The sequence below is a fragment of the Mesorhizobium sp. CO1-1-8 genome, assembly GCF_020164875.1.
Classification (GTDB): domain Bacteria; phylum Pseudomonadota; class Alphaproteobacteria; order Rhizobiales; family Rhizobiaceae; genus Mesorhizobium.
Genome location: NZ_JAIUGZ010000015.1, coordinates 98,767 through 124,815 on the forward strand (window position 1 = coordinate 98,767; position 26,049 = coordinate 124,815).

Sequence of the window (26,049 nt, forward strand, 5' to 3'; positions counted from 1 at the left end):
GAATTATCCCACCGCGTTGAGCAAGGCCGTCATCATGTCGTCGACGGTTTTCATCATCCGGGCCGATGCCTGGTAGGTGTGTTCGAGGTCGAGCAGCAGCGACATTTCCTGGTCGACATTGACCCCGGTCGCGTTGGACAGCGCCTCGGCGCTGCGCGATGCCAGTGCTTCCTTGGCGTCGGAGGCGGTCGACGCCTGCTGGCGCACGCCCTCGAACCAGCCGATCGAATTGGCGGCGTAGTCGGACACGCTGGACGTTGCCGAAACCCCGGCGGCGGGGTCGAAAGTCATCGGCTGGTCGAGCCGGTCGCCATAGGCAATCAGAAGGGTGGAATAGGACGCGCCACCGCCGGTGTTGGCGACATAGGCCGCACCGTTGGCACCGCCATCGCGCAGCAGCGTCGGGTTGCCGCCGGTGCTCGGGTCCATCGCTGCATTGACGCTGATGGACGCGGCAAGGCCGTTGACCAGCGTGCCGGCGGCCGGCACGGCCGGCGCGCCCGACCAGGTGAACAGGCCGGCGGCATTGGCCATCGAGGGTGCGGTCTCGGCAAAAGCGATGATCAGGCCACGCGCCGTCTCGTCGAGCTGGCTCTGCATGGTCGAGGCGACGCCGTCGCGCAATTGCAGCAGGCCGGCAAGCGTGCCGCTGGCGCTGGTGTTGCCGCCGGCACCCGCCGAGATCGGCACGTTGTCGATGTAGAGGGCATTGCCGACGGTACCCGCCGTATATCCCGCCGACGCCGCGAAGGTGACCGTGCGCGGTATCGTCTCGAACAAAGTCGTGCCGTCGCCGGTGGTGATGACCATGTCGTTGTCGCCTCTTGTGAAGGTCGACACCGGGACATAGTTCGAAATCTTCTTCAAAAGCGCGTCGCGCTGGTCGAGCGCATCGGAAACGTCGGTGCCGGAACGGGTTCCGGACATGACGGCCGTGTTGGCATCCTGGAATTGGCTGAGCAGCGAGTTCAGGTCATCGACGGCCGTGGCGATCTGGCCGTCGGTCTGGGTGCGGAAATCCTGGACTGCCTTGGAGCCCTCGTTGAGCGAGCGCACGACCTGCTTGGCGGCGTCGATGACGCTGGCGCCGAGGTTCTGGTTGGACGGCGAGGTGGCGTAGAGCTGCAGCGCCTTCTGCAGGTCGGCGATTGCGGTAGAGGGCGAGGACGCATTGTCGACGCCATTGACCGCAACGCCCAGTTGATCCATGCCGCTGTAGAGCGCGCTCTGGCCGCTCCAGGCCGACAGCGCGCCGAGATTCTGGCGAAACAAAAGCTCGTTGGCTGCGCGCTGGATATCGACCGAACGCGCGCCCGGCGCCGTGCTGGTGACGACGGCCTGGCGCCGCGAATAGTCCGGGTTGGAGGCGTCGGCGACGTTGCGCGAGACAACGCTGGTCTGTCGCGCGGTGTTCATAAGCGCCGACTGGGCGATACTCAATGCGGTAGACAGTGACATGCGGGTCTTTCGCGGGCGACGCCCGTCTTATCTCTTCAGGTTGACAAGGACGTCCATCAGATCGGAACCGGTCTGGAAGACTTTCGAATTGGCGGTGTAGCTGCGCTGTGCCGCGATCATGTTGGTCAGTTCTTCGGCGATATCGACGTTGGAATTCTCGAGCGCGCCGGAGACGATGGAGCCGAGCTTGCCTTCATTGGCAAAGCCGACACGAACCGCGCCGGACTCGGTGCCCTGCGAATAAACATTGCCAGGCAGCGCCTTGAGCTGGTCCGGACTCTGTACGTCGGCGAGCGGGATCTTGTAGAGCGGCTTTGTGGAGCCGTCCTTGTACTGGGCGTAGATGGTGCCGTCCTTGCTGATCTGGACCTTGTCGATGGTGCTCGGCGCGTTGCCGTTGACCTGGGCGTCGGAAACCGTGAAGCCGGCGCCAAGCTGGGTCAGCGCAGACAGATCGAGCGAAAAGGCGGCGCCGTTGGGCACGGTGAGGGAGACGCTGTCGACGGCGCCGGTGAGCTTGCCGGTGGTGGTGTCGAACGTCAGGTTGGCCGAGCCCAGCGCGCCGCCGGTATAAGGGAATGCTGTTCCGGCGGTGGCCTTAGACTGATCGAAGACCGAGACCTGCCAGGTGCCGGCGCCGGTGTTGGTGAAATAGACGTCGAGCAGCTTCTTGTTGCCGAGATTGTCGTAGGCAACCATGGAGGATTTTGAAGTGTACTGCGCGCCGACAGCATTGGTGGTGGGCAGATTGCCGGCGGCGACCGGTGTCGCGCCGGCCGGCAGGTTGCCGGCATAGCTGCCCTCGGTGCTCGGTGCCGCGGTCATTCCCTGGTCGGAGATGACAACCGGGACCAACCCCTCGAAGCCATTGACCGTCGCTGCCGGTACCCCGTTGTCGTAGCTGTAGGCCATCAGCTGGAAGCCGGCCGAGTTGACCAGTCTGCCCTGACCGTCGGGAACGAAGGCGCCGGCTCGGGTCAGGTAAGGGGTGCCGCTCGGATCCTGAACGACAAAGAAGCCATCGCCGCTGACGGCAAGGTCGGAAACCGAGGTCGTGTACTGAAGCACACCCGGATCGCTGACCGCCTGACGGATCGTCGTGGTGACGCCGCCGGAATTGTAGGCGCCGCCAGTCGACGGCATGACCAGAGTCGAGAATTCGGCGGAGGACCGCTTGTAGCCGGTGGTGTCGGAATTGGCGATGTTGTCAGCGACCGTCGACAGGCGGTTTGCCTGGGCGTTCATACCGGAAACGCCGGTCCGCATCATTCCGTAGAGGCTCATCGAAACGTCTCCGCTGTGTCCATGCTGCTGGCTACGAGGCTACGCATGTTTTCTTGCGCGAGGCTGGCGCGGCGCTGCATCAGAAGACGAGCCGGTAGCCGAGGAAACGCTTGGAATCGATCGGATCGGTGCCCAGCTTCTCGCGCAGCTTCTTGCGCAGTTTGCTGATGTGGCTTTCCACCACGTTCTCCTCGACCTCTTCGTCGAAAATGCCGTAGATGGCGTTGAAAACCTGGGTCTTGGTGACGCGGCGCCCGCGATTGCTCGCCAGATATTCGAGGATGCGGCGCTCACGGCGCGGCAGGGGGAGGGGCTGACCGTCGATCTCGGGATCGCGGCCGTCCATGAAGATGCGCATGGCGCCGATCTCGGTGTAGGCGACGTCTTCCTGGGCGCGGCGGCGGATCGCGGTGATGCGAGCCAGGATCTCACGGATATGGACGGGCTTGCGAATGACGTCGTCGACGCCGCTCTCGAACAACCGCAGCGTGTTCTCAAGGGAATGCTGTTCGCTGAGCGCAATCACCGGAGCGCCGGTGCGGTCGCGGATCTGGCGGGGAGAGATGGAGCCTTCGCGGCAGTCGCCGAGGAGGAAGGCTCGGACCGAGCGCAGATCGGTGTCGGCGGCCGAATTCACCCACTCACCGAATTCGCCGGATGCAAAGCCTGCACAGGCGATGCCCTCACGATCGAAAAGTGAATTGTATCCCTCTGTTACGAGCTCGCGCTCGTCAACGATCACAATCATCGGCCCCGCCTTCCGAATCAAATCATTTGCCCCGTGAAGAGAGGCCTATCCGCTGGCGGGAATCCTGAACAACCGTCATTTCTTGTAGCTAGTTTCTTGGGAGTCTGGAATCGTATCGGTTGCATTAGGGTGCGGCCAGATATCCATTCGGCGCCAAGTTTCGGCCAAGTCAGACCAACAATTCCGGGTTGCATGGTTGCTCAATTAGAAGCAGAAAATGCGCTTATGGGTTGCAGAAGCCGCGGGCGTTCGCGGTCCATTTTCCAAAGCCGGTGGCGACCATGTTGGCAATGACACGGCAGACATAGATCTTCTGCGCCGGGTCGTTGTCGGGACCAGCATGATAGCGGGCAACGGCCATCGACCAGGTTTCGTGACGGGCATGAAGGCTGGCCAGGAAGCGCGCCGCATAGTCGACGTTCTGACGTGGGTCGAGCATGTCCTCGACGCTGCGAAAATGCGATGCGTGGTAGTGGTGATTGATCTGCATGCAGCCCAGATCGATCAGGGTCTTGCCCTCGCGCCGGGCATTGGTGAAGGCGGCAAGGGCCTCGGTCCGGCTCCTTGGAAAGACTGCTTTTCCTTCTATATTCAAGGCGTTGGGTTGAAGGCTGCCCTTGTTTCCGGTCTCCGTCAGGCCAACGGCATAGAGGATGCCGGCGGGCACGCCATAACGATCGGCGGCGCGCAGGATCTCAGGCTCGCAAGGGTTGGTCGCGGCGGCGGCAGCGCTTGCCACGCTAAATAAAGATATCGCCGCCAGCGCGCTCGCGAGAAGGCGAAGTGCCGCGGCCGTAGTCCTGCGCGTCATCGTTGCGTTTTCCTGAGGATTGGTGGCCCGGTTGCTGGCCGCCGGCTCCACCATTGCCACTGCCCGAATTCCCGGGTTGAAAGGATGCTGGATCGCGGCCTGCCGCAGCCGGCAAGGGGGCGGTTGCATCGGTGCGGGTTGTAGCGGTGACCGCTACCGAGGGTTGCAGAATTGTGACCTGGTCAACCTCGAAGCCGAGCCCACGCAGCGATTTGACGATGGCCTCGCTGTCGGCTGACAACCGACGGTAGGCGTCGTGTGTTTCAGGCTTCAGCTCAATCGAAAGTTGTTCCCTGGAGAGGCGAAGATTGGCCGTCACCATGCCAAGTTCGGCGGGGTGGAGTTCGATCTTCAGCACATGTGTCGGAACGGCAACAGAGCTTGCCAGATGGGTGGGCGTGGGTGAGGCTGAAAGCGCCTTTTGCGGCCCAGTGTCTGCGGCTATGGCGTTGATCACATTGAGGGCCGCCTGGCTGATGGGACTTTGCGGCGGGGCGGGAAAGCTCTGTTCGGACACCACGTCGATGCGTGCAGTGGACAGGGACTGTTTTCCTGCTTCGGGCCGCATCGCGGACTGGACGTCCTCGATGCTCTTCATCGGATTCGTAGCCTGTTTCGACCGCACGCCGGGCACATCGGCAGCCGGCGCGTCCGACAGCTTCTGGGCCGCCGCTGTGACGTCGCGTTTTGGCGCGCTGGAGGCAGCGCTCGGCGACTGACCGTCAAGCGCCGTCAAAGGTCCGTCGACGATCGACGCCTGCTCCGGCTTCGATATGGTTTCGAGTGCTTCGCGTCCGCCCGAGGATTTTGACCGGTAGGTCTTTGGCAGGGACGCCTGTCCGCCGAGCGCCGGGTCCGGCGGATTCTCGCCAGTGGCCGCATTGCTCCCGGCTGCCTTGGCCGCTGTCGAGAAATGCCGCAGGTCATGAAATGCGATCAGCAGCGGAAGGTCGTCCTGAAGCGGCGCGGTATCCGACGCCATCTCTTCGGCGTCGGCCTCGTGCGTCTTTGCTTCCAAATCGTCCTTGCCGGTTTTCGCGTTTGCGCCTTTGGCCGAGGTGGTCCTTCCGGGCTCGGCCGATGCCGGTTCGGCCTTGGCGTCATGCCGGGCAAGGCCCGCAGCGAGCTTGCTCCAGCGCTGGTCGCGCGATCGCGCCTCTGTCGACGGCTGCCGTTCCGGGCGGGCATCGTCGCGCAGCATTTTGCCGAAGCCAGCGTCATCGTTCCTGCCGTTTGCGGCCGGCTGCTCCGACGTCGCGCGCGTGGAGGCAAATCCTGGCAAGGCCGAGCCGAGGCTGGTGGTCATTTGGGGGCGGCTCCAAGCATCTGGTCGATCAGATCGAGCTGTCGACGTGTTCTGGTCATGGCGGCGTCGGTCGGATCGGGACCGGCCGCGGGCGACGGTGCCGACGCCGGCATGACGGTCGCTGCGTCGGAGGATGTGGCTGCAACTACCGCTGAGTCCGGAGCATTGGCGGCCGGTCCGCCGGAGGCCGCGGTGGCGGCAGGTTGCTCCGAGATGGCGCCTTCGACCGGTGGTAGTCCACTGTCGTCGGGGTTTTGCGGCGTGGCGATCTCGGGAGCCGGAGGTTGCTCGGCCGCAACAGGGGCAGGTTTTTCCGCCGGAAGGGCGGTGGGCGGCGCGACGACCTCGCCGGCAATAGCCTGCGCGGCGTCGAGCAAGGCGCGGTCGCCTTCCGAGAGCCTGGTGCGGTCGATCTTGCCGAGCTTTGCACGAACGTCCTCGATTGTGCCCGAGGTGACGGTGGAAAGGCTGGCATAGAGCAGAGCGCGCGGATCGTCCTGATTGGTGTTGCCGTCGCGGCCCTGCTCGGCCCGGGCCGAAGCGAAGGCCGACAGGTCGTTCAGGCCGTCTATCGCGGCACGGCGGGCGATGCGGAGATAGATCACCTTCTCGCGCTCGGGATCCATCATCGAGGTGATGTCGCCCAGCTTCTCCTGGCTGATCGACATGTGCAGCGCGATGACGCCCGAGACGAAGGAGTCGGCGAACTGGCTGGCATAGGGCGAATAGAGGTAGCGCTCGACATACTGTGTGGAAGCAAGGGCGAAACGTGCCGCGTCGCCTTGCGCGACTGCAAGGCCGACCGAACGGCGAAGTGCCGCTTCCTCGACCAGCGTGCCGGGACTGAGCAACCTTGCCTCGTCGAGCAGACCGAGTGCGGTCGCCGGTTGATCGCCGGCAAGCAGTGAGCCTTTGACCAGGGCGAGGAAGGCGCCGAGATCCGGAGGCAGCGCCATGGGATCGATAGGCCTCAAGGCTTCGATAGCCTCGCCGGGCCTGCCGTTGAGGTAGTCGATCACGCCTTTGGCGATGGCAAGGCTTTGCGGGTCGGTTGTAGCGCGCGACGTGGCCGCTTCGACGGTCACCGGGTTGCCGCCGCTCATGCCGTAGACAAGCAGGGCCCGAAAGTTCTTGGGATCCTTGTAGTCATCGGCATTCGCCGTGCGCAGGCGCGCATCCGCCATCTCCAGCAGCTTGGCCTGCATCGGCAGGGCGGCATGATCGCCGGCGGCTATGCGGTCCTGGATGAGTTGCAGCGAGCGCACCAACTGATACGGCTGCAGCGCGTCCTGGGCGAAACCGGCCGACGGGTGTCCGCCGGCCAGCAGCAGCAGGCCAATCAACCGGCGGGTGACGGCCGCTCGCTTCATCCGCCGGTCGCCATCAGGATCTCGATGCGGCGGTTTGCGGCCGCCAATGGATCGGCTGCTACCTTCGGCTGACGGTCGGCGAAGCCGGCGACCTCGGTGATGCGGCGTTCGTCGACGCCGCCGCGCACGAGCATGTAATAGGCGGAATGCGCGCGCGCCGTCGACAGCCGCCAATTGTCGTAGCTGTCGCTGCGAAACGGCCGGGCGTCGGTGTGGCCGTTGATGCTGATGGTGCCCTTCTGGCTGTTGACGATGCGGCCGATCTTCTCCATCGCCAGCACCAGTTCGCGTCTCGGCAACGCCGAGCCGACCTCGAACATGCCGAAGTCGAGCTGATCGGTGATCGAGATGACGACGCCCTTGTCGGTGGCTTCGACCGAGACGCCGTCGTGCAGCTTGTCGCCAGGCTTGAAAGCATCGGCCAACTGCCGCTTGACGTCGGCCGCTGCCTTCACGGCAGCCGCGGTTGGTAGCTTTTCACCGATTTCGGGCTTGGGCGCCTTTTGCGCCTCAGGCTCTGCCTTGGCTGCGTCGGCGGCCTTGGTGCCCGGTTTGGTCTCGCCGGCCATTGCACTGGCAGGGTTCGCGGCCTCCTTGCCGGTCACGTCCTTTGCCTGCGGCTCAAGCGGTGCGGCCGCGACAGGCGGCACGGCTTTGACTTTGAGCACTTGCGTTTCGGCGGTCTTGTCGCCGGGCTTGGCCGGATCGCCCTCGATCTTGGTGCGCTCGGAGCTGGCCTCGGCGCCGGGCGCCGCGACCTGCTGCGACCAGAAATCCGGCTCGAAGGGATCGCGGTAGGAGGCGCCACCGGAGGCGCCGGTAGCCGGGCCGGCAGCCTGCACGCCGCCGTCACCCTTCTGGCTGACATTCTGCATGACGCCAGTATCGGTGGCGATTTCCGAAAGTACCGCGTAGGGGTCGGCGAACAGGTGCTCGTCGGAGTGTTCCGCTTGCGGGAGGTCTTGCTTGTCTTCTTTGCGGTCCGCCGAGCCATCGCCGTCCTGGCCGGCCTTGTTGGTCGCCTTCTTCGGATTGTCGGCCGTCGTCCCGATCGCGCGCGGACCGTCGCCGAGGTCCTCAAGACCTTTGCGGCTCGAATTGCGGTCAACCAGCTTGACCGGGTTGAAGTAGCTGGCGACGGCTGCCTTGGTCTGCTCGTTAGCGGCATTGATCAGCCACATGACCAGGAAAAAACACATCATGGCCGTCATGAAGTCGGCGAAGGCGATCTTCCAGACGCCGCCATGATGAGCCTCGTCATGGTCGTCATGGCCACGACGCACGATGATGATTTCGTGGGGCGTGTGTCCGGCCTCGGCGACGCTCATGCCAAAACCTCCGAGAGGGTCGTCGACCATTCGGCCATGCGCGTCTCGAACACCGCCTCGTCGATGGCGACGGTCAGGTCGAAGCCTGGTGCCTCGACGAAGTCGAGATTGGCGGCGCGAGGTCCGAGCGACGCCTTCAGTGTTTCGAACATCGAGAGCGGGCCGCGTACGACGATGCGGACCGCTTCGGCATCGCCAACCGCTTCGCGAACGGCGCCGGCCAATGCATCGATCGAACGTTTCTGTAGATCGTCGCTGACTATGCCGCCGATGATGCGGGCGACCGTGGCGGCGACAAGTCCGGTCACGCGCGCCTCCATCGCATCGATGCGCAACGAGACGGCCTTGCCGACGTCGTCGCCGAGGCTTTCGAGAAATATCCTTGCTTCCTCGGCATTGGCCTGACGTTCGGCTTCGAGCGCGGCGTCATGCGCAGCCGACAGGCGGACCTCCAGCGCTGCCTCCGCCTGAGCAACAGCCTCGGCGATCAGCGTGCCGATATCGGCTTGCGGCGCCCGCGTCTCGGGCTTGTGTTCGGGATCGACTGCTGCCCGGGGCTGGCCGGCACGTTGCGCGCGCGTCGCGAAATCAGGCAGAAGGTCGAAGAGGGCTGCGGAGGGCATGGATTACACCGCCACTTCCTGGGAAGCCCATTTGCGCAGGATTTGCGCGGTGCGCTCCTCGTTGAGGTCGACCATCCTGGCAAGCCGGTCCTGCGGCGCCGGCCGGATCTTCTGGCGAAGATCGTCGAGCGGTGTGGGGCCTGGGCGTGTGCCTGGCAAGGCGCCAACCGCGGCATTGTCGGTGGCGGCCATTGCCTCCGGGGTCGGCAGCGAGCGCTGGACGTCGTCGAAGCTGGGACCTGCCAGGGCCGGAGTAGCCTTTGCCGTCAGCGCCGCGGCCATCGGCCTCAGGCCGAAGAAGGCGACCAGGAACACCACGACGATGAAGGCACCCGCATTGATCATCGTGCCGGCATGCTGGCCGATGGAATCGAGCATTCCCGCCTGCGGGATCGCCTCGCCATCCAGGCCATCGATGAACTCGACCGCCGAGACGTCGATGATGTCGCCGCGCTTTTCGTCCAGGCCCGTAGCGGACGTGACCATCTTCTGGATCTCGGCGACGCGCTTGGTGATCTGCTCCGGCGTGGCGTCCTTGCCGAGGATGGTCGTCAGCCGCTGCTGGTTGACGACCACGGCAATCGACATCTTGGTGACGGTGTAGCCGTTGGAGACGGTGGCGATCTTCTTGGAATTGATCTCGTAGTTGGTGATCTCTTCCCTGCGGTCGTTCTGCGAGGAGGATTGCGGACCATCGGTGGCGGTTGCCTGGGTCTCGGGCAGGTTCTGCTCGACGCTGGCCGGAGTGGAAGCCTGCTTCTGGTTGTTGTTCTCGTTGGCGCGCACCGACTGTACCGAGCGTTCGACGCGGGAATTCGGATCGAAGATGGTCTCTTCCGTCTGGCGGGTGTCGGTGTTGACCTCGGCCTTGACGCTGGCGCGGAAATTGTCGGGGCCGAGATAGGCCGTCAGCGCACGGCGGATGTTGTCTCCTATCTGCGCCTCGACGGTCTGCTCGACGCCGAGCGTGCGGGCGGCGCTGGTGTTGGAAGGATCGTCGCCAGCGGCCAGCAGATTGCCGCTGGAATCGAGAACAGTCACCTTGTCGGCCGACAGGCCCGGAACGGCGGCGGCGACGAGATGGCGGATCGACATGGCGCTCTTCTCGGCGTCGATGCCGGCGTAGCGGATGACCACGGAGGCGGAGGGCTGCTGCTCGTCGCGGCGGAAATTGGCGCGTTCGGACATGACGATGTGGACCCGCGCAGCCTTGATGCCGGATATCGACTGGATGGTGCGGGCGATCTCGCCTTCCAGCGCGCGCACGCGGGTGATCTGCTGCATGAAGGAGGTGAGGCCGAGCGAGCCGACATTGTCGAACAATTCGTAGCCGGCATTGGCGCTGGTCGGCAGGCCCTTTTCGGCGAGCAGCATGCGGGCCTGAGCGGTGGTGCCGGCCGGCACCAGAACCGAGGTTCCATCGGCGCCGACATCGAAGCCGATACCGGCTTCGCCCAGCACCAGGCCGATCTGGTTCACGTCGGCGCGGTCGAGTCCAACATAGAGCGTGTCGTAGGCGGGGCGGTTGAGATAGACCGAGGCGATGCCGATGACGCCCATCACCAGCACGGCGATGCCCGCCAGCATGGCGAGGCGCTTCACGCCAAACCCGCGGAGATTCGAGATGATGCTCTGGATCTGTTCCGGCACGGTTCAACGACTCCCAGCATGATTGCCCGCCGGAACTCTAGTCTTCGAAGCTTGTGCGAAAATGAAATCGGGCCGCGCTTGCGGCGCGGCCCGATAATCGGAGTGCGGAAAGGAGGGCGCCGGTGGCGGCCGCGATCAGCTCTTGAACAGCGACAGGATCGACTGCGAGGCGCTGTTGGCGATCGACAGCGATTGGATGCCGAGCTGCTGCTGCACCTGCAGTGCCTGGAGGCGGGTCGATTCCTTGTTCATGTCGGCATCGACGAGCTGGCCGACGCCGCGGTCGATAGAGTCCATCAAGCTCTGGGTGAAGGTCTTCTGCAGGTCGATGCTGCTCTTGGCCGAACCGAGGATGGTGGCGGAGTCGGTCAGCTGCGCCATGACCTTGTCGATCCTGGTGACCATCTGCGTGATGATGTCGTCGGTTACCCCGGCCGCCGTGATGTCGAGGTTGTAGGCGGAAATATTGTCGACCTTGGCCACCACCGCTCCCGCCGCCGTCTGGCCAGCTAAGTTTGCGGCGATGTCCGTTAGTCCGCCCGCGATCGCGGCCGAATAGGCGGTGTCATACAGGGTCTGGGCGGCCCCAGTGGCATAGATGGAGGTCTGGCGATCGAGGGTGCCGTAGTTCTTGACGTCCGTGGTCAGGCCGTAGTCGAAAAGCTTAGTGCCCTCGACATCGATGTTGATCGTTCCAATCGAGATGGCGCCGGACGAGGAGCGATTGAATGAGGATACGATCTGCGAGTCGGGCTGGACGCCATCATTGGCGGCTGCGACCTGCTTGGAAGTCACCGCAAGGAAATTCGAGCCGGAGAAAGTGGCCGCATCGGCAAAGGACTTCATCTGCGCCTGAAGCGCCTTGAGCTCGGTCTGGGTTTTTGCCTTGGCTGCGTCCGTCTGGCCGACGGTCGAAAGCAGCTTGGTCTTGATCTGGCCAATCGTTGTCAGAACATTGTTCATGCCGGTGTAGGCGGTATCGACTTTCGAGGCACCGAGGCCGAGTGCATCCTGCACCGTCGACAGGGCCGCGTTGTCCGAGCGCATCGTGGTGGCGATCGACCAGTAGGCGGCGTTGTCGGAGGCCTGCGAGACCCGGTAGCCGGTCGATATGCGGGCCTGCGTCTGTTCGAGCGACTTGTTGGTGGCGCTGAGGCTTTGAAGCGCGGTTAACGCCGAAGCGTTGGTCATGATGCTCGCCAAGAAAGTCGCTCCTTCTCAAAAGCCGACATGCTCAGACATGCCGGATAGGCCTGTTCAACGGGTGGCATCGTGCCGGTCGGACCGAATCGCCAACTGTCGTAAGCTATTGGTTAACCATAACTAGCGCGGCATGGTTAACAGCCTGTTAAAAGCTGGCTCTTGAGAGTTAAGGACCGAGGATTGCGCGGGGCTGGAGCAAAACGCAAATCGGGCCGCGCTTTTGGCGCGGCCCGATTTTTTAATGCGAACTGTGGTTGAGCGAAGGCGATCAGCCGCGGAAGAGCGACAGGATCGACTGCGAGGAACCGTTGGCGATCGACAACGCCTGGACGCCGAGCTGCTGCTGGACCTGCAGGGCCTGCAGACGGGTCGATTCCTTGTTCATGTCGGCATCGACGAGCTGGCCGACACCGCGGTCGATGGAGTCCATCAGGTCCGAGGTGAAGGTCTTCTGCAGATCGATACTGCTCTTGGCGGCGCCGAGCGTGGTGGCCGAGTTGGTCATGTCGGCGAGCGCGGAGTCGATGACGGTCAGCATCTGCTTGATCTGCGTATCGCTGGCAGCCGTGCCGCCCGAGAAGATGGAGAGCGAGGCGGCCGAATAGGTGTCGGTGGCCGTTGCGGCGGCGCCCAGGGTCACGGCAACGGCCGTGAGGGTGGCCACACCGGTGGAGCCGGTGCGCTGCGAGTCCAGGATGCCCTTATTGAGTGTCGCGGTGGTACCAGCTTCATAGAGCTTGATGTTTTCCACCTTGACGTCGATGGTCGAGATCGAAGATGCGCCGGCCGCGTCACGGTTGAAGGCCGAAAGGATCTTCACATCGGAAGCCGCCGTGGCTGTTGCGCCACTGTCTACGGACAGCATGTTGGTGCCGGAGAAGGTGGCGCCGTCGGCGTAGGACTTCATCTGCGCCTGAAGAGCGGTGATTTCGGTCTGGGTCTTTTCCTTCGAGGCGTCCGTCTGGCCGTAGGATGCCAGCAGCTTGGCCTTGATCTGGTTGATGGTCGAGATCGCGCTGTTCATGCCGGTGTAGGCGGTGTCGACCTTCGAGGCGCCGAGGCCGAGAGCGTCCGAAACGGTGGACATTGCCTGGTTGTCGGAGCGCATCGTGGTGGCGATCGACCAGTAAGCAGCGTTGTCAGAGGCCTGCGAGACGCGGTAACCGGTCGAGATGCGGGCCTGGGTGTCGGTGAGGGATTTGCTGGTGGCGTTAAGGCTCTGCAGAGCCGTCAACGCGGCGGAGTTCGTCATGATGCTCGACATGGTACTCGTACCTTGATTTTACAGGTGTTCTTTTGACATACCGGGTCTCCCGGTATGACGGTGCGGCATCATGCCAATGATCTCTGAAATCGATCACCCGCCATCTGCGAGCGAATATGCGGGCAAGTCCCTACCAAAGGGCTAAACCGGACGGTTAATCGAAAATATATTGCTGGGATTTCGAGCCGGCGCGGCAGGGTCAGTTGAAGGAGCGCACCAAGCTGCCGACAAGCAGGTTCCAGCCGTCGATCAGGACGAAGAACAGGATCTTGAACGGTAGCGACACCACTGTCGGCGGCAGCATCATCATGCCCATCGCCATGGTGATGGTGGCCACGATCAGGTCGATGACCAGGAATGGCAGTACGATCAGGAAGCCGATCTCGAAACCGCGCCGGATCTCCGAGATCATGAAGGCTGGCACCAGGATGCGCAGGTCGACGGTGTCACGCGAAACGGTCTGGCCGCGCTCTCGGGCGAGGTCGGCGAAGAGGTCGAAATCCTTGTCACGCACATTGTGCAGCATGAAGGTGCGGAACGGGTCCGAAATCTTGTCGAAGGCTTCGGTCTGGGTGATCTGGTTGTCCATCAGCGGCTTCACGCCGGTGTTCCAGGCCTGATCGAAGGTCGGCGCCATGACATAGAAGGTCATGAACAGCGACAGCGAAATCAGGATGAGGTTGGCCGGTGTCGACTGCAGGCCGATGCCGGCGCGCAGGATCGAGAAGGCGATGACGAAACGGGTGAAGCTGGTCACCATGATCAGCAGGCCTGGCGCCACCGACAGAACGGTCAGCAGGCCGAACATCTGGATGATGTAGCCGACGGTGGTGCCGTCAGCCTTGCCGATGCCGCCGAGATCGAGCTGCTGGGCCGCCGCGATGGAGGTGGCGGCGGCGATCATGGCCGTGGCGAGAAGGAACTTTCTCATTCGAGCAGCAATGTCCTGACGAGTACCTGTTTGGCGTGACCCTTGCTGCGGATCGCGGCGCGTTCTTCGAGGTCGGCCTTCAGGTGCTGGTAGCCGCTGGCGCCCTCGATCTGATGCATCTTCAACGTGCGCACCAGGGCCAAAAGGTCCTGGTGGATGTCATCCGACATTGCCTGTGGCTGTGGCACGTCATAGACGACGGATACCTCCATCCTGATCCAGGTGCCGGCAGGCGAGGCGATGTTGGTGGTGATCGGTGCCAGCACCACAAGCATCGGGCCCTGGCCTGGCTGATCGGCCGCAGCGGGCTGCACGATCTTGCCTTCGTTCTCGGGCGCGACGGGTACCGACGCCGGCGCGTCGACGCCTTTGAGATAACCGCCGGACATCCAGCCCATGCCAATGGCGGCCGCCGTCACAACCAGCAGCATGCCGGCCTGAATGGCAGGGGAGGGACCCTTGCGCGGCTGAGCCTGTTCGATATTTGCCACGGCGCCCTGCCCGATCCTAGAACGGAAGAACCTGGTCGAGAATCTGCTGGCCGTAGGCAGGTTGCTGGACCTCGGTGATGCGACCGCGTCCGCCATAGGAGATGCGGGCCTCGGCGATGCGTTCGTAGGGGATGGTGTTTTCGGCGCCGATATCGGCCGGCCGCACGATGCCGGCGAGCGTCAACACCCTGAGCTCGGCGTTGACGCGCACTTCCTGCGATCCGGTGATCATCAGATTGCCGTTGGGCAGCACATCGGTGACGATCGCCGCGACATTGAGTTCAAGCGTTTCCGAGCGCTTGATCTCGCCGTCAGCCGTCGTGTCCGTGGTGGAGCTGAGAGCCCCAGCGCCCTTGCCGGCGGTGCTCCACTTGTCCCACTGCGCGCTGAGGTCGTAACCGAGCTTGCGATTGGCGGTGCGGCTCCTGTCGTTCTGGTTCTTGAAGTTGGCCCGATCGTTGATCTTGATCTTGACCGTCAGGATGTCGCCTTGGGACAGCGCCCGCGGGTCGGTGAACAGCCGGCTCTGGCGGTCGTCCCACAACGAGAATTTCTTGACCGGCGCGGGCGGCGTTTGCGGGTAGCGATAGAGCGAGCCGGTGCTGCCGCCATCGATGCCGGAGCCGACCGGGGAGAGGGCCGGCTCCCTGCCGACCTCCTTGAGGTTGGTTCCGCAACCGGACAGCATGGTGACCGCGCACAGGACAAGCATTTTCCGGATCATGACGGATCTACCCTTCGGGCTGCGCTGGCCATAATGCCGGTGAGCGTCGCCGCCGCCTTCTGGTCCATTTCGTTAAGGATGACGCTCGCCTTGCGTGAATCGAGCTTCATCAATATGGCCGCAGCCAGATCGGCGTTGACGATGGCCAGCCGTTCGGCGGCGGCGTCGGGTTTCATGCCGGCGTAGATCTGGACGACGCCGTCCTCGGCCCGGGCCAGGAAAACCTCGCGCCGCTTCAGCCAGGTCTCGTATTCAGCTTTCTTTGCGTCGAGAGCTTTCATGCGCTCGTCAATGCCGGCCTGGAGCTGTTTCAGTTCCTCCGCCTGCAGGACATAGCGGCGGTCGCGGGCGGCGTCGGCGATGTTTGAGCAGAAGCGCTCGATCTCGCTTTGGTCCGGCGCCTTTTCCCGTTTCAATTGCCGCGGCGCCGCTGCCGCCGGTGCTCCCGGCAGGATCTGGCGGACCGTCTCCTCGCCGCGTGCGGTGTCGCCGGCAAAGGGCAGAGCCGCGAGGATGGCGGTCGCGAGCAGGATCGCGGCTTTGCGGTGTCTGTCATGGCGTGGGAAGGAGCGCGTCATCGGCATCGCCTATTGCAGAACCAGGTCGGCCTGCAGGGCCCCGGCCGACTTGATGCCCTGCAAAATGGCGATGATGCCGTCCGGCTTGACGCCGAGCCGGTTGAGGCCGGAAACGAGGGTCTGGAGATCGGGTCCGTCAAGCACGGCAACGCGGGCGTCGGGCCGGCTGGCGTCGATGGCGGTAAACGGTTCCACGGCGGTCTCGCCCTTGGAGAAGGGCTCGGGCTGGACGATGCGCGGCGCTTCGGTGATGCGCACGGTGAGCGTGCCGTGGCTGATGGCGACCCGTGAGATCTTGACGTCATTGCCGATGACGATGGTGCCGGTGCGCTCGTCGATGACGACACGAGCCGGCGTGTCGGATTCGACCACCAAATTCTCGATTTCGGCATAGAAGCGCGCCGCCGAGACACCCTTCGGCCTTCTGATCTGAACGGTGCGCGAATCGCGCTCGGCCGCCACCCGCATGCCGAAGCGCTGGCCGGTGTAATCGTTGATGGCGTCCGCGATGCGGATAGCGGTCGAGAAATCGGGATTGCGCAGTTGCAGCGTCAGGATCGCCTGATCGTCGAACTCGGCCTGGACAGCACGCTCGACGATGGCGCCGTTCGGCACGCGGCCGGAGGTCGGCACGCCTTGCGTCAGCTGCTCGGCCTGCCCCTGGGCGGTAAAGCCGGACACGATGACCGAGCCCTGGCCGACGGCATAGATCTCGCCGTCCGCCGCCTTCAGCGGCGTCATGATCAGCGTGCCGCCGGAAAGCGAGGTCGCGTCGCCCATCGAGGAGACGTCGATGTCGATGCGGGCGCCCGACTGCACGTAGGGCGGCATGTTGGCGGTGACGATGACGGCGGCGACATTCTTGGCACGTGCACTGCCGCCTTCGGTGGCGATGCCGAGATTTTCGAGCATCGCGCGGATCGACTGTTCGGTGAATGGCGAGTTGCGCAGGCTGTCGCCCGATCCGGCAAGGCCGATGACCAGGCCGTAGCCGACGAGCTGATTGTCGCGCGAACTCTGCAACTGGGCGATGTCCTTGATGCGCGAGGCGACCTGGCCCGGCGGCAGCGAACTCGGCCCGGTCGAAACCCGGAACATGCGGCTGGTGGTGGCCGGATCATATTCGGGATCGTTGTAGACGCCGCCATTCTTCGCGGCGAGCTCGCGCTTGGCCTTCGGCGTCAGGCCGTCGGCCAGCGCCGGCTGCAGGCCAAGCACGGCTGCCAGTATCAGGGTAAGCCCGCGCATCATGAAGCGCTGACCTGGATGGTTCCATCCGCCATCACAGTGCCGGACAGGACTTTGCCGCTGTCGATGTTGCGAACCTTGACGAGGTCGCCCGCGGCTCCTGGCTGCAGCGTCACGGCGGTGGCCGAGATCGTCAGCCCGCCGGCGATGAAGAAGATCTGCACGGAAGCGCCCTGTTCGACCAGCCAGGCCTCGCGGATGGCTGTGGAGGGAATGTAGCGGCCGGGCAGCAACGTGCGCTTGGCGACCTTGCCATCCAGTTCCTCGACCCGTGTGGCGACCGCCTCCGGCTTGTGCTTGCCGACGATAAGGGTGACCTGTTTCAGGGCAGCAAGGTTGATGGTCTCGCCGGGATAGATAACCCGGCTCGGAATAAGCACCACCTCGCCGACAGCTTGATTGCTGGCGATCCGGGTGGCCGACTGGTTGGCTGATTCCTGGGCAAAAGCCGGCATCGTGCCGGTCACCAGCGCAAGGACGAGCGCGGTGCGGCGGAATGCGGACAGGAGGCCGGGCGTCGACATCATGCGTTACCTGATGTTCTTGGAGACCACGGAGGCCATGTCGTCGGCGGCCTGGATGACCTTTGAGTTCATCTCATAGGCGCGCTGCGCCGAGATCAGCTCGGTGATTTCCTTGACCGGGTCGACGTTGGAGGCTTCGAGATAGCCCTGCTGGATGGTGGCAAAGCCGGGATCACCAGGCACGCCGACATTCGCCGGCCCCGAAGCCGTGGTTTCCTGGAACAGATTGTCGCCGAGCGGCGCCAGGCCGGCCTCGTTGGCGAAATTGGCGATCTGAAGCTGACCAAGGTTCTGAAGGTCGGTCTGGCCGTCGATGCGGGCGAAGACCTGGCCGGTCTTGTTGACGATGACCTCGACGGCATCCACGGGGACGTTGATTGCCGGAATGACGGCAGCACCGTCGACCGTCACCAACTGGCCGGTGGCGTTGGTGTTGAGAGCGCCGGCGCGGCTGTAGAGCGTGCCGCCGTCGGCACCCTCGATCTGAAACCAGCCCCTGCCGGTCAGCGCCAGGTCGAAACTGTTGCCGGTGCTGGTCAGTTCGCCCTGGGTGTGCACGTTGCGCACGGCCGTCGTCTTGACGCCGAGACCGATCGAGACGCCCTCCGGCACCAGCGAGGCGTTGGAGCGGTTGGGTACGCCTTGCGTGCGGTCGACCTGATAGAGCAGGTCGGAGAATTCGGCACGGGCGCGCTTGTAGCCGGTGGTGTTGATGTTGGCGATGTTGTTGGCGATGACTTCCAGATTTGTCTGCTGGGCATTCATGCCGGTGGCGGCGATGGCGAGTGCTTTCATGGCGGAAATCCTCAGATGCCCATTCGACTGACTTCGAGATAGGCGGAAACCACCTTGTCGCGGATCGCGACGGCGGTCTGAAGCGCCTGCTGCGCGCTCATCACGGCGTCGACCACCTGACGGGTGTCGGCGTCGCCCTTGAGCGCCTGCAGCGATACCTGCTCGGCATTCTGCAGGGTGTTGACGGTCTTGGAGGCTGCCTGGCTCAGCGCCTCGGTGAAGGAGGTACCGATGTTACCGCCGACGGAGGGTGTCGCGCCGCCCTGGAGCAGGCTTGTCGCCGTGTCATCGCCGCCGATCGACGGCTTGAACTGAAGGGCTCCGATACCGCTGATCATTACTGGTTCCTCATCAGGTCGATGGTCATGGAAATCAGGTCGCGGGCCTGCTTGACGACCTGAAGGTTGGCCTCGTAGGAGCGGTTGGCCTCGGTCATGTCGGCCATTTCGATCAGCACGTTGACGTTGGGCATCTTGACGTAGCCCTTCTCATCGGCGGCCTCGTTGCCGGGCTGGAACTCGACTGGAAAGTCACTGGGGTCTCGATCGATCGAATTCACTGCAACCGTTGAGCTGCCGGAGGACCGGTCAAGCTCGGAGACGAAGCTGATGGTCTTGCGGCGATAAGGATCGGAGCCGGGCGCGGTGCCGGTCGACTGGGCGTTGGCCAGGTTTTCGGAAACCACGCGCAGACGCTCCGACTGCGCGCCGAGGCCGGATGCTGCGACTTTGAGGGCTGCGGTCAGCGCGTCCATGGTCAGCTCTTCACCGCCATCATCATCATCGAATGGAACGCCTTGACGATCGCCGTGTTGAGTTCGAAGGAGCGGCGCACCTCGCCGGCTTTCAGCAACTGGTCTTCCAGCACGACGGAGTTCTTGGACGGCATGACGACGCCGTCATCCTCCTGCGGCTTGATGGTGAAGCCGGCATTGGTCGCTGCATTGCCGAGATGGCCGGCCTGGGTGGCCTGCAGCGATACGGCGGCGCGGTCGAGCACCTTTTCGAATGGCTCGACGTCGTTTGCCGTATAGCCTGGCGTGTTGGCATTGGCGATGTTGCCGGCGACTGCCGACTGGCGCACTGCCAGCCATTGCGCTTGCTTGGCGGCGAGGTCGAAAAGGGAAACGGGCTCCATGGGAATCTCCGAGCAGGTACCCAGAGACTAGGCCGCCAGTCTTGCGCGGGCCTTGCGGATGGCCGGAAGTCTGAGACCGTTATTTGGAGAGTTCGATCACCTGGTCGGCGCTGGTGACCATGACCCATTTGCCATTGCGCTGCTCGATGGAGGATACCTGGCTGGAGTCAGGCAGTATCGAGCCGCGCTGGACGATCCAGAGGCCAGCGTCGTCCTGGATCATGGCGCGGCCATTGGCGACATGAACCATGCGGAATTTCGCCGCGTCGGCCGGAAACGGTTGCTCGTCGGATGCGGCTGCGGGACTGGCATCATCCCGCACCGTCCCCGTGGCAAAAAGATCGAGATTGGCCGCGGGAATGTCCTTCGCCGTCAGCGGCGCGCTGCGTTCGGCGACCACGCCGCCGCCCGCTCGCCCGGAATTGGAGCCTGTGCCGCCGAACTTCATCGCCTGGACGCCAAACTGGTCCTGGTTGAAGAAGATGTACCAGGGAAACAGGGCGCAGATCAGGCCGAGCGTGATGCCGAGCGCGGCAATGACCAAATCGCTGCGTCGGTCGGACTTCTTCTTCAGCCGGGGAAACGGTGCCTTTGGTGGCTGCGGCCATTCGGTGCGCGGGAACAACCCGTCGATCAGTGAGTCGCGGCTGGCCTGCGTCATCTCCGCAGCCACCACCTGGGGAGCCCGGGGCAGAGCGGGTTCGAGGGGCCTGGCCGGATCAGGATCGGCTTTGCCAGCCCGTGGCAGGATTGGCTTGACGGCTCTGGCCAGAACGGCCTCGGCTTTGGCTGCGATGGCATGGGCGGCCTTTGCCTTGGCAGTTCTCGCTTCGTCAGCCTCGGCTTGCTCCGCGGCATTGGCCTCGGCGATCATGTCGCGCAGGATGCGCTCGGTATATTCGCGTTCAGTCTCCGGCATCGGCGTTCAGCTTGCTCTTGAGGTGGCGGGCGAGATCGGAGAACGGGTCGGCCGACGGGCGATCCTTCGGCGCTTGCGTCAGCGCCTCATAGATCAGCGGCACCTGGCGCACGGCGATGTCGAGTTCGGCATCGACGCCGCCCTGATAGGCCCCGAGCAACCGGATATCGCGCGTGTCCTCGAAGCGCGAGATCATCGACTTCAGCCTTGTCACCAGCGCGCGCTGTTCGACGCTCCAGGCCTTTCCGGCCAACCGCGATATGGACGACAGCGGGTTGACGGGGGGATAGCGACCCTGTTCGGCGATCGTGCGATCGAGCACGACATGGCCGTCGAGGATGCCGCGCACGGAATCGGCGACCGGGTCGTTGTGATCGTCGCCGTCGACCAGCACGGAAATGATGGCGGTGATGGATCCTTTGCCTTCCCCGCCCGGCCCGGCGCGTTCGAGCAGCTTGGGCAGTTCGGTGAACACCGAGGCCGGATAACCGCGCGCGACCGGCGGCTCGCCGGTTCCCGTCGCCACCTCACGCAGGGCGTGAGCGAAGCGGGTGATCGAATCCAGCACCAGCAAAACGCGATGCCCCTGATCGCGAAAATGCTCGGCGACGCGCATGGCGGTGTCCGGCGCACGCCGGCGCATCATGGCGCTTTCGTCGCTGGTGGCGACGACGGCGACGGTCTTGGCCATGCTGTCGCCGATCGTGTCCTCGAGGAATTCACGGACTTCGCGGCCGCGTTCGCCGACGAGCGCCACCACGACGGTATCGAATGCGTCGGCGCCGGCGAGCATGGCGAGCAGCGTCGACTTGCCGACGCCGGAGCCGGCAAAGATGCCGAGGCGCTGGCCAAAGCAGAGCGGCGTGAAGATGTCGATGACCTTGACGCCGGTCATGAAGGCAGTGCCGACGCGTTGCCGCGCCATGGCTCCCGGTGTCGTCTGGGCGCCGCGCGTTGTGTCGTCTCCCCGGGCGAGCGGCGGGCCGCCATCGATGGCCCTGGTGAGCGCGTCGATGGTGCGGCCGCGCCACGAGGCATGCGGCGCCACCACGAGCGGACCGCGACGGAACACGGCATCACCGATGCCGGAATCGGCGCTGCGTTCGAAGGGCGCCACGACGGCCTCGTCGCGGCCAATCTTGACGATCTCGCCGCGGCGCGCACCGGCATGGCCGCGCTGCTCGACGATGTCGCCGAGCCTGGCGAAACCGGAAAGGCCGTGCACCTTGTAGTGCGTGGGCGTGACTTCGATGACGCGGCCGCCGCGCTTGAGCAGCGCCTCGGCGTCGGCGAAACGCCGCCAGACCCGTTCCAGCGCGGCAAGCCGGTCTTCCGGCGCCGGCTGGAGTTGTCTTTCGGGTGCGCGCAGGGATGGCTGGTCGAGCGACATGGATTATTTCGAGCCGAGCGTCTTGATCGCTTCGTCGGTGGACGAGTCAGTCTGCCGCATCAGGGCGGCGGTGTTCTCGAAGGCGCGCTGGACCATGATCAGCCTGGTGATCTCCAGCACCGGATTGACATTGGACTCTTCGAGAAAACCCTGGGCAACGCCGATATCCGAGCGATCGGTAACAGGCTCGGGGGTGCGTGCCGGAACGATGCCGGAATTGCCGTAGCGGACGAAGTTCGCGCCTGGATCGAAATTGTAGAGACCGATCGAGCCGACAAGCTGATCGTTCTGGCGCAACGAACCATCGGCCCCGGCCTTGGGCGGGCCGTTGCGGGGGTCAAGCTGGATCGGCGAGCCGCCGGCATCGAGCACCGGGTGGCCCTCGATCGACATCAGCTCGCCGTTCTCGTTCATTGAAAAGCGGCCGTCGCGGGTCATGACGGTGCCGACCGGCGTCTCAATGGCGAACCAGGCATCGCCCTGGATGGCGAAATCGAAGGGATTTCCGGTCTCGCTCAAGGCACCGTGGGCGCCGGAAAGGTAGGTCTTGCCCGGGGAGGCGAAGGATACCGATTTCTGCCCGGTGCCGGAGACGACGTCCTCGAACTTCACGCCGGTGGCGCGGAAGCCGATCGTCGAGGCGTTGGCAACGTTATCGGCGATGGTGTCGAGGCGCCGCTCGAGCGCGATCTGCGACGAAAGGGCGACGTACAGGCTGTCCCGCATGATGGTCTCAGAACCTCAATTTCTGCATGGCCATCATCAGGTCGGTGGAGATGCCGACGGTGAGTGGCTGGGCAAACAGCACGCTGACCGAGGAGACGGCCGATGAAGTCGGGTTGTTGATCTCGTACATGCTGGTGAAGCGCGTCAGGAATTTGCCGAGTTTCTCGGGATCGGAGAAATCCGAGATGTCGAGTTTCTGCTCGAACAGCTGCGCCTGCTTGTCGACATCGGCGGTGGCGAAGGAATCGGGCAGGCCGAGCACAGTGCGCACGACACTGGCAAGCGCGGTGTCGGCCAGCACGTCGTACCAGTTGGTGATGGTTGGGGCCTTGCGATCGAAATAAAGCGCCAGCCGCACGCCCTGGTTGGTCTGACCGGCATCCTCTTCGAGGGTCTGGCGCATGTATTTGTCGACGGTCGGCTGCTGCGCTGGATTGATGGTGGTGGTGTTTTCGCCATAGGCTTCGAAGTTGAAGGCGGAGGCAAGCGCGGCATAGGTCTTGTCCGTCATCTTGTTGGCGACGCTGTCGGGATCGCGGACGCCGCCCTGCAGCACCCGCTTGATGAGGTCCTTGTCCTCCGTCGCCGAATCGAGGCCGAATGACGCCAGCGCATATGTGTAGAGCCGGTTGTTCGACATCAGATCGTCGATCGACTTCACCTTGGTGATGTTGGCAAGGTAGTATGTCGTCTCGCCCTTCACATAGGCCGAATCCGGATCGAGGCCGCCGATTTTCGCCTGCGTGGCGTAGTTCTTGGTCACCATCTGCTGCGTCTTGTTGTAGATGGTCGCATCGGCGCCGTTGGCGGCGAAGTTGAAGGCGCTGACGAATTCGGCGTAGCGCTTGTCGGTCAGCTTGTTGGCGAAGCTGTCGGGATCGGAGACGCCTTCCTTGAGTGCCTTGACCATGAAGGCCTTGGCATAGTCCATGTCCTCCAGCCCGTAGGCCTTCATGGCATATTTGAACAAACGGTCGTTTTTGACGAAATCGTCGATCGATTTCACCTTGGTGATGTTGGCGAGATAATATTTGGTGTCGCGATCAACCACGGGCTGCTGCTCGATCCTGTCGATCGATTTTGAAATGTCCTTGGTGATGAGCTGGTAGCTGGTAAAGGTATTGAGCAAAAACGTGCCTCCGGCCGAAGCTATGCCGGCATAATACCCACACTTCCTTGCGCGAAACTGAATCGCTTCCACGCCCTCGATTCAAGCCTCACACAAGGCACAGGGGCTATCCCTTGCTCCTGATGTGAAATGCGGAAGGACCTGTCGTGGGCATTCTGATTGGACTGGTGGTAACGCTCGGCTGCGTCCTTGGCGGCTTCATGGCCATGGGCGGCCATCTTCACGTGCTGATCCAGCCATGGGAGGCCGTGATCATCTGTGGCGCGGCTTTCGGCACCTTCCTCGTCGCCAATCCGATGAAGACGGTCAAGGACACCGGCAAGGCCATTCTCGAAGCCTTCAAGCAGGCGGTGCCGAAGGAACAGGACTATCTCGAAACGCTCGGCGTGCTGCACTCGCTGATGCGCGAGCTGCGGTCGAAATCCCGCAGCGAGGTCGAGGCGCATATCGACAATCCGGAAGAGTCGGCGATTTTCCAGGCGTTCCCAACCGTGCTGCACAATCATGACCTGACGCATTTCATCTGCGACTACTGCCGCATCATCATCATCGGCAATGCCCGCTCGCACGAGATCGAGGCGCTGATGGACGAAGAGATCCAGACCATCAGGTCCGACAAGATGAAGGCCTATCACGCGATGGTGGCGGTGGGCGATGGCCTGCCGGCGCTCGGCATCGTCGCCGCCGTGCTCGGGGTGGTCAAGGCGATGGGCGCGCTCGACCAGTCGCCGGAAATCCTCGGCGGTTTGATTGGTGCCGCACTTGTCGGAACATTCCTCGGCATCTTCCTGTCCTATTCGGTGGTCGGGCCGGTCGCCACCAAGATCAAGACAGTGCGCGAGAAGAAGAACCGCCTCTATATCATCGTCAAGCAGACACTGCTGGCCTACATGAACGGCGCGCTGCCGCAGGTGGCGATCGAGTTCGGCCGCAAGACCATCTCGTCCTATGAACGGCCGACGATCGACGCCGTCGAGCAGAGCACGATGAATACCGGCACCGTCGAAAAGAAGGCCGCCTGAACGATGCGCGACAGATCGGTCCCGGCACTGTCATGACCAGCCCGGGCAGCCCAGCGGAAGCGCGCTCGCTGATCATCGAGCGTCTGGTCGGCGACAGCGGCGAGGCCACGCAGGTCATCGACGCAGGCCGCGCCATGGCCGAACGCGCCGTACCGCTGTTGCAGAAAAGCCTGACCAGCGAGCTTGGCGTTCCGGTCGTCGTCGATCTCAAAGCGATCGAGGTCAGCCGCGTTCCCGAGGCGCGTTCGCGTGCCGGCGACACGTTCGCCATGACCGTGATCGGCTCGTCCGCGTCCTCCGATGCGATGACCCTGGTGATCGATGCTCCGGCAATCGCTATCATGATCTGCACGCTGTTCGGCGGCGACCCGGATCTGCCGGTCTCGCCGATCGAGCGCGATCTGTCGCAGATTGAAATCGATGTCTCGACCATGGTGTTCCAGCAGGTCGCGCAGGCCCTCAACGCATCGGGAAAGCGTTCGCTCGACCTGCGCCTGCCTGCGCCGCGAGCAATGTCTGGCACCGAGGCGAAGCGGTATGTGCTGCGCGATGGCGCGGCAATCCGCATCGTGCTTAGCATCTCGACGCCGGCCGACAGCGGCACCGTCACGGTGACGATGCCGCAGCGCGTCGTGCTGGCCAGCCGCGACGGAGCCGTGCCTGTCAGCGACGACGATCACGGCCCCAGCTGGCGCGCCCGCTTCTCGGAAGAGGTGATGCGCTCCACCGTGGCGCTCGAGGCCACGATGCCGCTGGCGCGGCTAACGCTCGGCGACCTTGCCGGTTTCGAAATCGGCGACGTCATCGAATTCGAGGAAACGGCCCAGTCCCAGGCGCGTCTCAGCGCACGGGGCAAGACGCTGTTCGTATGCGAGTTCGGCAAACTGGGACAGAATTACACCGTCCGGATCAGGCATCCTTACGACGCCGGGCAGGACTTTATCGACGGGCTGATGCCGGCTGCCGCCGGACGCGCCTGAGCATTTGGAGACGATCATGGCCAAGACCAAGGCGGAAGCCGACCTCGACCAGCCGGACGAGCAGCTCGACCGTGCCATCGAAGAGTTGCGCGGTGTCCTGCATGAAGAGGAGCAACGCCCCGATGCGGCGTTCAGGGCGGCCTCATCAGCCAATTCGAGCGTGATCATGAACATCCCCGTCGATGTCCAGATCATCCTCGGCAGCACTGAGATGCCGGTCTCCGATCTGATGGCGCTGCAAAAAGGGTCCACCGTGGCGCTCAATCGCCGCATCGGGGAACCTGTCGACGTCGTGGTCAACGGCCGCAAGATCGCGCGCGGCGAGATCACCGTGCTGGAAAGCGATCCGTCGCGTTTCGGCATCAGGCTGACCGAAATCATCGCCGGCACGAAGGGCGCCTAGACATGGT

The 26,049-nt window shown here is 63.8% G+C and carries 28 protein-coding genes; 3 read left to right on the top strand and 25 right to left on the bottom strand.

The window, feature by feature from the left end; translation table 11 throughout:
* Positions 1-3: 3 nt before the first annotated feature.
* The 25 genes from flgK to LB558_RS25805 all read right to left on the bottom strand — a co-directional run bounded on the left by flgK (position 4) and on the right by LB558_RS25805 (position 23,637).
* On the bottom strand, positions 4-1,458 hold the full coding sequence (gene flgK / locus LB558_RS25685) for a flagellar hook-associated protein FlgK (protein WP_224700120.1): 1,455 nt from the start codon (positions 1,456-1,458) through the stop codon (positions 4-6).
* 27 nt (positions 1,459-1,485) lie between these two features.
* A complete protein-coding gene (locus tag LB558_RS25690) occupies positions 1,486-2,742 on the bottom strand; it encodes a flagellar hook protein FlgE (protein ID WP_224700121.1) in 1,257 nt (418 codons plus the stop codon).
* Between the two features lie 79 nt (positions 2,743-2,821).
* Positions 2,822-3,490, bottom strand: a complete 669-nt coding sequence (locus LB558_RS25695; protein WP_224700122.1) for a response regulator transcription factor — start codon at positions 3,488-3,490, stop codon at positions 2,822-2,824.
* A gap of 223 nt (positions 3,491-3,713) precedes the next feature.
* On the bottom strand, positions 3,714-4,301 hold the full coding sequence (locus LB558_RS25700; protein ID WP_224700123.1) for a transglycosylase SLT domain-containing protein: 588 nt from the start codon (positions 4,299-4,301) through the stop codon (positions 3,714-3,716).
* Entirely contained in the window at positions 4,231-5,607 is a 1,377-nt protein-coding gene (locus LB558_RS25705) for a flagellar hook-length control protein FliK (protein ID WP_224700124.1), read from the bottom strand. Before LB558_RS25705 ends, LB558_RS25700 begins: the two co-directional genes overlap by 71 nt.
* Entirely contained in the window at positions 5,604-6,977 is a 1,374-nt protein-coding gene (locus LB558_RS25710) for a chemotaxis protein MotC (RefSeq protein WP_224700125.1), read from the bottom strand. The genes LB558_RS25705 and LB558_RS25710 overlap by 4 nt, the downstream gene beginning before the upstream one ends.
* Positions 6,974-8,305 carry a MotB family protein gene (locus tag LB558_RS25715; RefSeq protein WP_224700126.1) on the bottom strand — a complete coding sequence of 444 codons (1,332 nt, stop codon included), beginning with the start codon at positions 8,303-8,305 and terminating at the stop codon, positions 6,974-6,976. The genes LB558_RS25710 and LB558_RS25715 overlap by 4 nt, the downstream gene beginning before the upstream one ends.
* Entirely contained in the window at positions 8,302-8,928 is a 627-nt protein-coding gene (locus tag LB558_RS25720) for a hypothetical protein (protein ID WP_224700127.1), read from the bottom strand. The genes LB558_RS25715 and LB558_RS25720 overlap by 4 nt, the downstream gene beginning before the upstream one ends.
* 3 nt (positions 8,929-8,931) lie before the next feature.
* Positions 8,932-10,578: a flagellar basal-body MS-ring/collar protein FliF gene (gene fliF / locus LB558_RS25725; protein ID WP_224700128.1), complete on the bottom strand. Its 1,647-nt coding sequence runs from the start codon at positions 10,576-10,578 to the stop codon at positions 8,932-8,934.
* A 135-nt stretch (positions 10,579-10,713) separates the two neighbouring features.
* The gene (locus tag LB558_RS25730) at positions 10,714-11,781 is read right to left on the bottom strand and encodes a flagellin (protein WP_224700129.1); all 1,068 of its coding nucleotides are present in this window, start codon (positions 11,779-11,781) and stop codon (positions 10,714-10,716) included.
* Positions 11,782-12,049: 268 nt separating this feature from the next.
* On the bottom strand, positions 12,050-13,045 hold the full coding sequence (locus tag LB558_RS25735) for a flagellin (RefSeq protein WP_224700130.1): 996 nt from the start codon (positions 13,043-13,045) through the stop codon (positions 12,050-12,052).
* A 199-nt stretch (positions 13,046-13,244) separates the two neighbouring features.
* Positions 13,245-13,976: a flagellar type III secretion system pore protein FliP gene (gene fliP, locus LB558_RS25740; RefSeq protein ID WP_013529789.1), complete on the bottom strand. Its 732-nt coding sequence runs from the start codon at positions 13,974-13,976 to the stop codon at positions 13,245-13,247.
* Positions 13,973-14,467 carry a flagellar basal body-associated FliL family protein gene (locus LB558_RS25745; protein WP_224700131.1) on the bottom strand — a complete coding sequence of 165 codons (495 nt, stop codon included), beginning with the start codon at positions 14,465-14,467 and terminating at the stop codon, positions 13,973-13,975. Before LB558_RS25745 ends, fliP begins: the two co-directional genes overlap by 4 nt.
* A 16-nt stretch (positions 14,468-14,483) precedes the next feature.
* Positions 14,484-15,191 carry a flagellar basal body L-ring protein FlgH gene (flgH, locus tag LB558_RS25750; protein WP_127257844.1) on the bottom strand — a complete coding sequence of 236 codons (708 nt, stop codon included), beginning with the start codon at positions 15,189-15,191 and terminating at the stop codon, positions 14,484-14,486.
* Positions 15,188-15,775 (bottom strand): MotE family protein, encoded by a 588-nt coding sequence (locus LB558_RS25755; RefSeq protein WP_224700132.1) that lies wholly within the window; start codon positions 15,773-15,775, stop codon positions 15,188-15,190. Before LB558_RS25755 ends, flgH begins: the two co-directional genes overlap by 4 nt.
* A 3-nt stretch (positions 15,776-15,778) precedes the next feature.
* The gene (locus tag LB558_RS25760) at positions 15,779-17,020 is read right to left on the bottom strand and encodes a flagellar basal body P-ring protein FlgI (protein ID WP_224700133.1); all 1,242 of its coding nucleotides are present in this window, start codon (positions 17,018-17,020) and stop codon (positions 15,779-15,781) included.
* Entirely contained in the window at positions 17,017-17,544 is a 528-nt protein-coding gene (gene flgA / locus LB558_RS25765) for a flagellar basal body P-ring formation chaperone FlgA (protein ID WP_127257839.1), read from the bottom strand. Before flgA ends, LB558_RS25760 begins: the two co-directional genes overlap by 4 nt.
* 3 nt (positions 17,545-17,547) lie before the next feature.
* Entirely contained in the window at positions 17,548-18,336 is a 789-nt protein-coding gene (gene flgG, locus LB558_RS25770; RefSeq protein WP_013529795.1) for a flagellar basal-body rod protein FlgG, read from the bottom strand.
* A gap of 11 nt (positions 18,337-18,347) precedes the next feature.
* Positions 18,348-18,674, bottom strand: coding sequence for a flagellar hook-basal body complex protein FliE (locus LB558_RS25775; RefSeq protein ID WP_224700134.1), 327 nt, complete (start codon positions 18,672-18,674; stop codon positions 18,348-18,350).
* Positions 18,674-19,090, bottom strand: a complete 417-nt coding sequence (gene flgC, locus LB558_RS25780) for a flagellar basal body rod protein FlgC (RefSeq protein ID WP_224700135.1) — start codon at positions 19,088-19,090, stop codon at positions 18,674-18,676. The genes LB558_RS25775 and flgC overlap by 1 nt, the downstream gene beginning before the upstream one ends.
* Before the next feature lie 2 nt (positions 19,091-19,092).
* Positions 19,093-19,473, bottom strand: a complete 381-nt coding sequence (flgB, locus tag LB558_RS25785) for a flagellar basal body rod protein FlgB (RefSeq protein ID WP_013529798.1) — start codon at positions 19,471-19,473, stop codon at positions 19,093-19,095.
* Between the two features lie 79 nt (positions 19,474-19,552).
* The gene (locus LB558_RS25790; protein ID WP_224700136.1) at positions 19,553-20,392 is read right to left on the bottom strand and encodes a hypothetical protein; all 840 of its coding nucleotides are present in this window, start codon (positions 20,390-20,392) and stop codon (positions 19,553-19,555) included.
* On the bottom strand, positions 20,379-21,782 hold the full coding sequence (fliI, locus tag LB558_RS25795) for a flagellar protein export ATPase FliI (RefSeq protein ID WP_224700137.1): 1,404 nt from the start codon (positions 21,780-21,782) through the stop codon (positions 20,379-20,381). Before fliI ends, LB558_RS25790 begins: the two co-directional genes overlap by 14 nt.
* Positions 21,783-21,785: 3 nt before the next feature.
* Positions 21,786-22,508, bottom strand: coding sequence for a flagellar basal-body rod protein FlgF (flgF, locus tag LB558_RS25800; protein WP_013529801.1), 723 nt, complete (start codon positions 22,506-22,508; stop codon positions 21,786-21,788).
* 7 nt (positions 22,509-22,515) lie between these two features.
* Positions 22,516-23,637 (bottom strand): DUF1217 domain-containing protein, encoded by a 1,122-nt coding sequence (locus LB558_RS25805; RefSeq protein ID WP_224700138.1) that lies wholly within the window; start codon positions 23,635-23,637, stop codon positions 22,516-22,518.
* 146 nt (positions 23,638-23,783) lie between these two features.
* Here LB558_RS25805 and motA point away from each other — a divergent pair, with 146 nt between their 5' ends.
* The 3 genes from motA to fliN are packed head-to-tail and all read left to right on the top strand — an operon-like array spanning position 23,784 to position 26,042.
* On the top strand, positions 23,784-24,659 hold the full coding sequence (gene motA / locus LB558_RS25810; protein ID WP_127290388.1) for a flagellar motor stator protein MotA: 876 nt from the start codon (positions 23,784-23,786) through the stop codon (positions 24,657-24,659).
* Positions 24,660-24,691: 32 nt separating this feature from the next.
* Positions 24,692-25,639, top strand: a complete 948-nt coding sequence (locus tag LB558_RS25815) for a FliM/FliN family flagellar motor switch protein (RefSeq protein ID WP_224700139.1) — start codon at positions 24,692-24,694, stop codon at positions 25,637-25,639.
* Positions 25,640-25,655: 16 nt separating this feature from the next.
* Positions 25,656-26,042 carry a flagellar motor switch protein FliN gene (gene fliN / locus LB558_RS25820; protein ID WP_023809994.1) on the top strand — a complete coding sequence of 129 codons (387 nt, stop codon included), beginning with the start codon at positions 25,656-25,658 and terminating at the stop codon, positions 26,040-26,042.
* The last annotated feature ends 7 nt before the right edge of the window (positions 26,043-26,049 follow it).

What these genes read in the sequence shown, in the direction of transcription:
- LB558_RS25715 (WP_224700126.1), bottom strand. Translation starts at nt 8,305, where the DNA reads ATGAGCGTCGCCGAGGCCGGACACACGCCCCACGAAATCATCATCGTG.
- flgA (WP_127257839.1), bottom strand. Translation starts at nt 17,544, where the DNA reads ATGATGTCGACGCCCGGCCTCCTGTCCGCATTCCGCCGCACCGCGCTC.
- flgF (WP_013529801.1), bottom strand. Translation starts at nt 22,508, where the DNA reads ATGCGGGACAGCCTGTACGTCGCCCTTTCGTCGCAGATCGCGCTCGAG.
- LB558_RS25755 (WP_224700132.1), bottom strand. Translation starts at nt 15,775, where the DNA reads ATGCCGATGACGCGCTCCTTCCCACGCCATGACAGACACCGCAAAGCC.
- LB558_RS25690 (WP_224700121.1), bottom strand. Translation starts at nt 2,742, where the DNA reads ATGAGCCTCTACGGAATGATGCGGACCGGCGTTTCCGGTATGAACGCC.
- LB558_RS25815 (WP_224700139.1), top strand. Translation starts at nt 24,692, where the DNA reads ATGACCAGCCCGGGCAGCCCAGCGGAAGCGCGCTCGCTGATCATCGAG.
- LB558_RS25735 (WP_224700130.1), bottom strand. Translation starts at nt 13,045, where the DNA reads ATGTCGAGCATCATGACGAACTCCGCCGCGTTGACGGCTCTGCAGAGC.
- fliN (WP_023809994.1), top strand. Translation starts at nt 25,656, where the DNA reads ATGGCCAAGACCAAGGCGGAAGCCGACCTCGACCAGCCGGACGAGCAG.
- LB558_RS25710 (WP_224700125.1), bottom strand. Translation starts at nt 6,977, where the DNA reads ATGAAGCGAGCGGCCGTCACCCGCCGGTTGATTGGCCTGCTGCTGCTG.
- LB558_RS25790 (WP_224700136.1), bottom strand. Translation starts at nt 20,392, where the DNA reads ATGCCGGAGACTGAACGCGAATATACCGAGCGCATCCTGCGCGACATG.
- fliP (WP_013529789.1), bottom strand. Translation starts at nt 13,976, where the DNA reads ATGAGAAAGTTCCTTCTCGCCACGGCCATGATCGCCGCCGCCACCTCC.
- fliI (WP_224700137.1), bottom strand. Translation starts at nt 21,782, where the DNA reads ATGTCGCTCGACCAGCCATCCCTGCGCGCACCCGAAAGACAACTCCAG.
- flgB (WP_013529798.1), bottom strand. Translation starts at nt 19,473, where the DNA reads ATGGAGCCCGTTTCCCTTTTCGACCTCGCCGCCAAGCAAGCGCAATGG.
- LB558_RS25760 (WP_224700133.1), bottom strand. Translation starts at nt 17,020, where the DNA reads ATGATGCGCGGGCTTACCCTGATACTGGCAGCCGTGCTTGGCCTGCAG.
- flgK (WP_224700120.1), bottom strand. Translation starts at nt 1,458, where the DNA reads ATGTCACTGTCTACCGCATTGAGTATCGCCCAGTCGGCGCTTATGAAC.
- flgH (WP_127257844.1), bottom strand. Translation starts at nt 15,191, where the DNA reads ATGATCCGGAAAATGCTTGTCCTGTGCGCGGTCACCATGCTGTCCGGT.
- LB558_RS25700 (WP_224700123.1), bottom strand. Translation starts at nt 4,301, where the DNA reads ATGACGCGCAGGACTACGGCCGCGGCACTTCGCCTTCTCGCGAGCGCG.
- LB558_RS25775 (WP_224700134.1), bottom strand. Translation starts at nt 18,674, where the DNA reads ATGATCAGCGGTATCGGAGCCCTTCAGTTCAAGCCGTCGATCGGCGGC.
- LB558_RS25720 (WP_224700127.1), bottom strand. Translation starts at nt 8,928, where the DNA reads ATGCCCTCCGCAGCCCTCTTCGACCTTCTGCCTGATTTCGCGACGCGC.
- flgG (WP_013529795.1), bottom strand. Translation starts at nt 18,336, where the DNA reads ATGAAAGCACTCGCCATCGCCGCCACCGGCATGAATGCCCAGCAGACA.
- LB558_RS25705 (WP_224700124.1), bottom strand. Translation starts at nt 5,607, where the DNA reads ATGACCACCAGCCTCGGCTCGGCCTTGCCAGGATTTGCCTCCACGCGC.
- LB558_RS25695 (WP_224700122.1), bottom strand. Translation starts at nt 3,490, where the DNA reads ATGATTGTGATCGTTGACGAGCGCGAGCTCGTAACAGAGGGATACAAT.
- flgC (WP_224700135.1), bottom strand. Translation starts at nt 19,090, where the DNA reads ATGGACGCGCTGACCGCAGCCCTCAAAGTCGCAGCATCCGGCCTCGGC.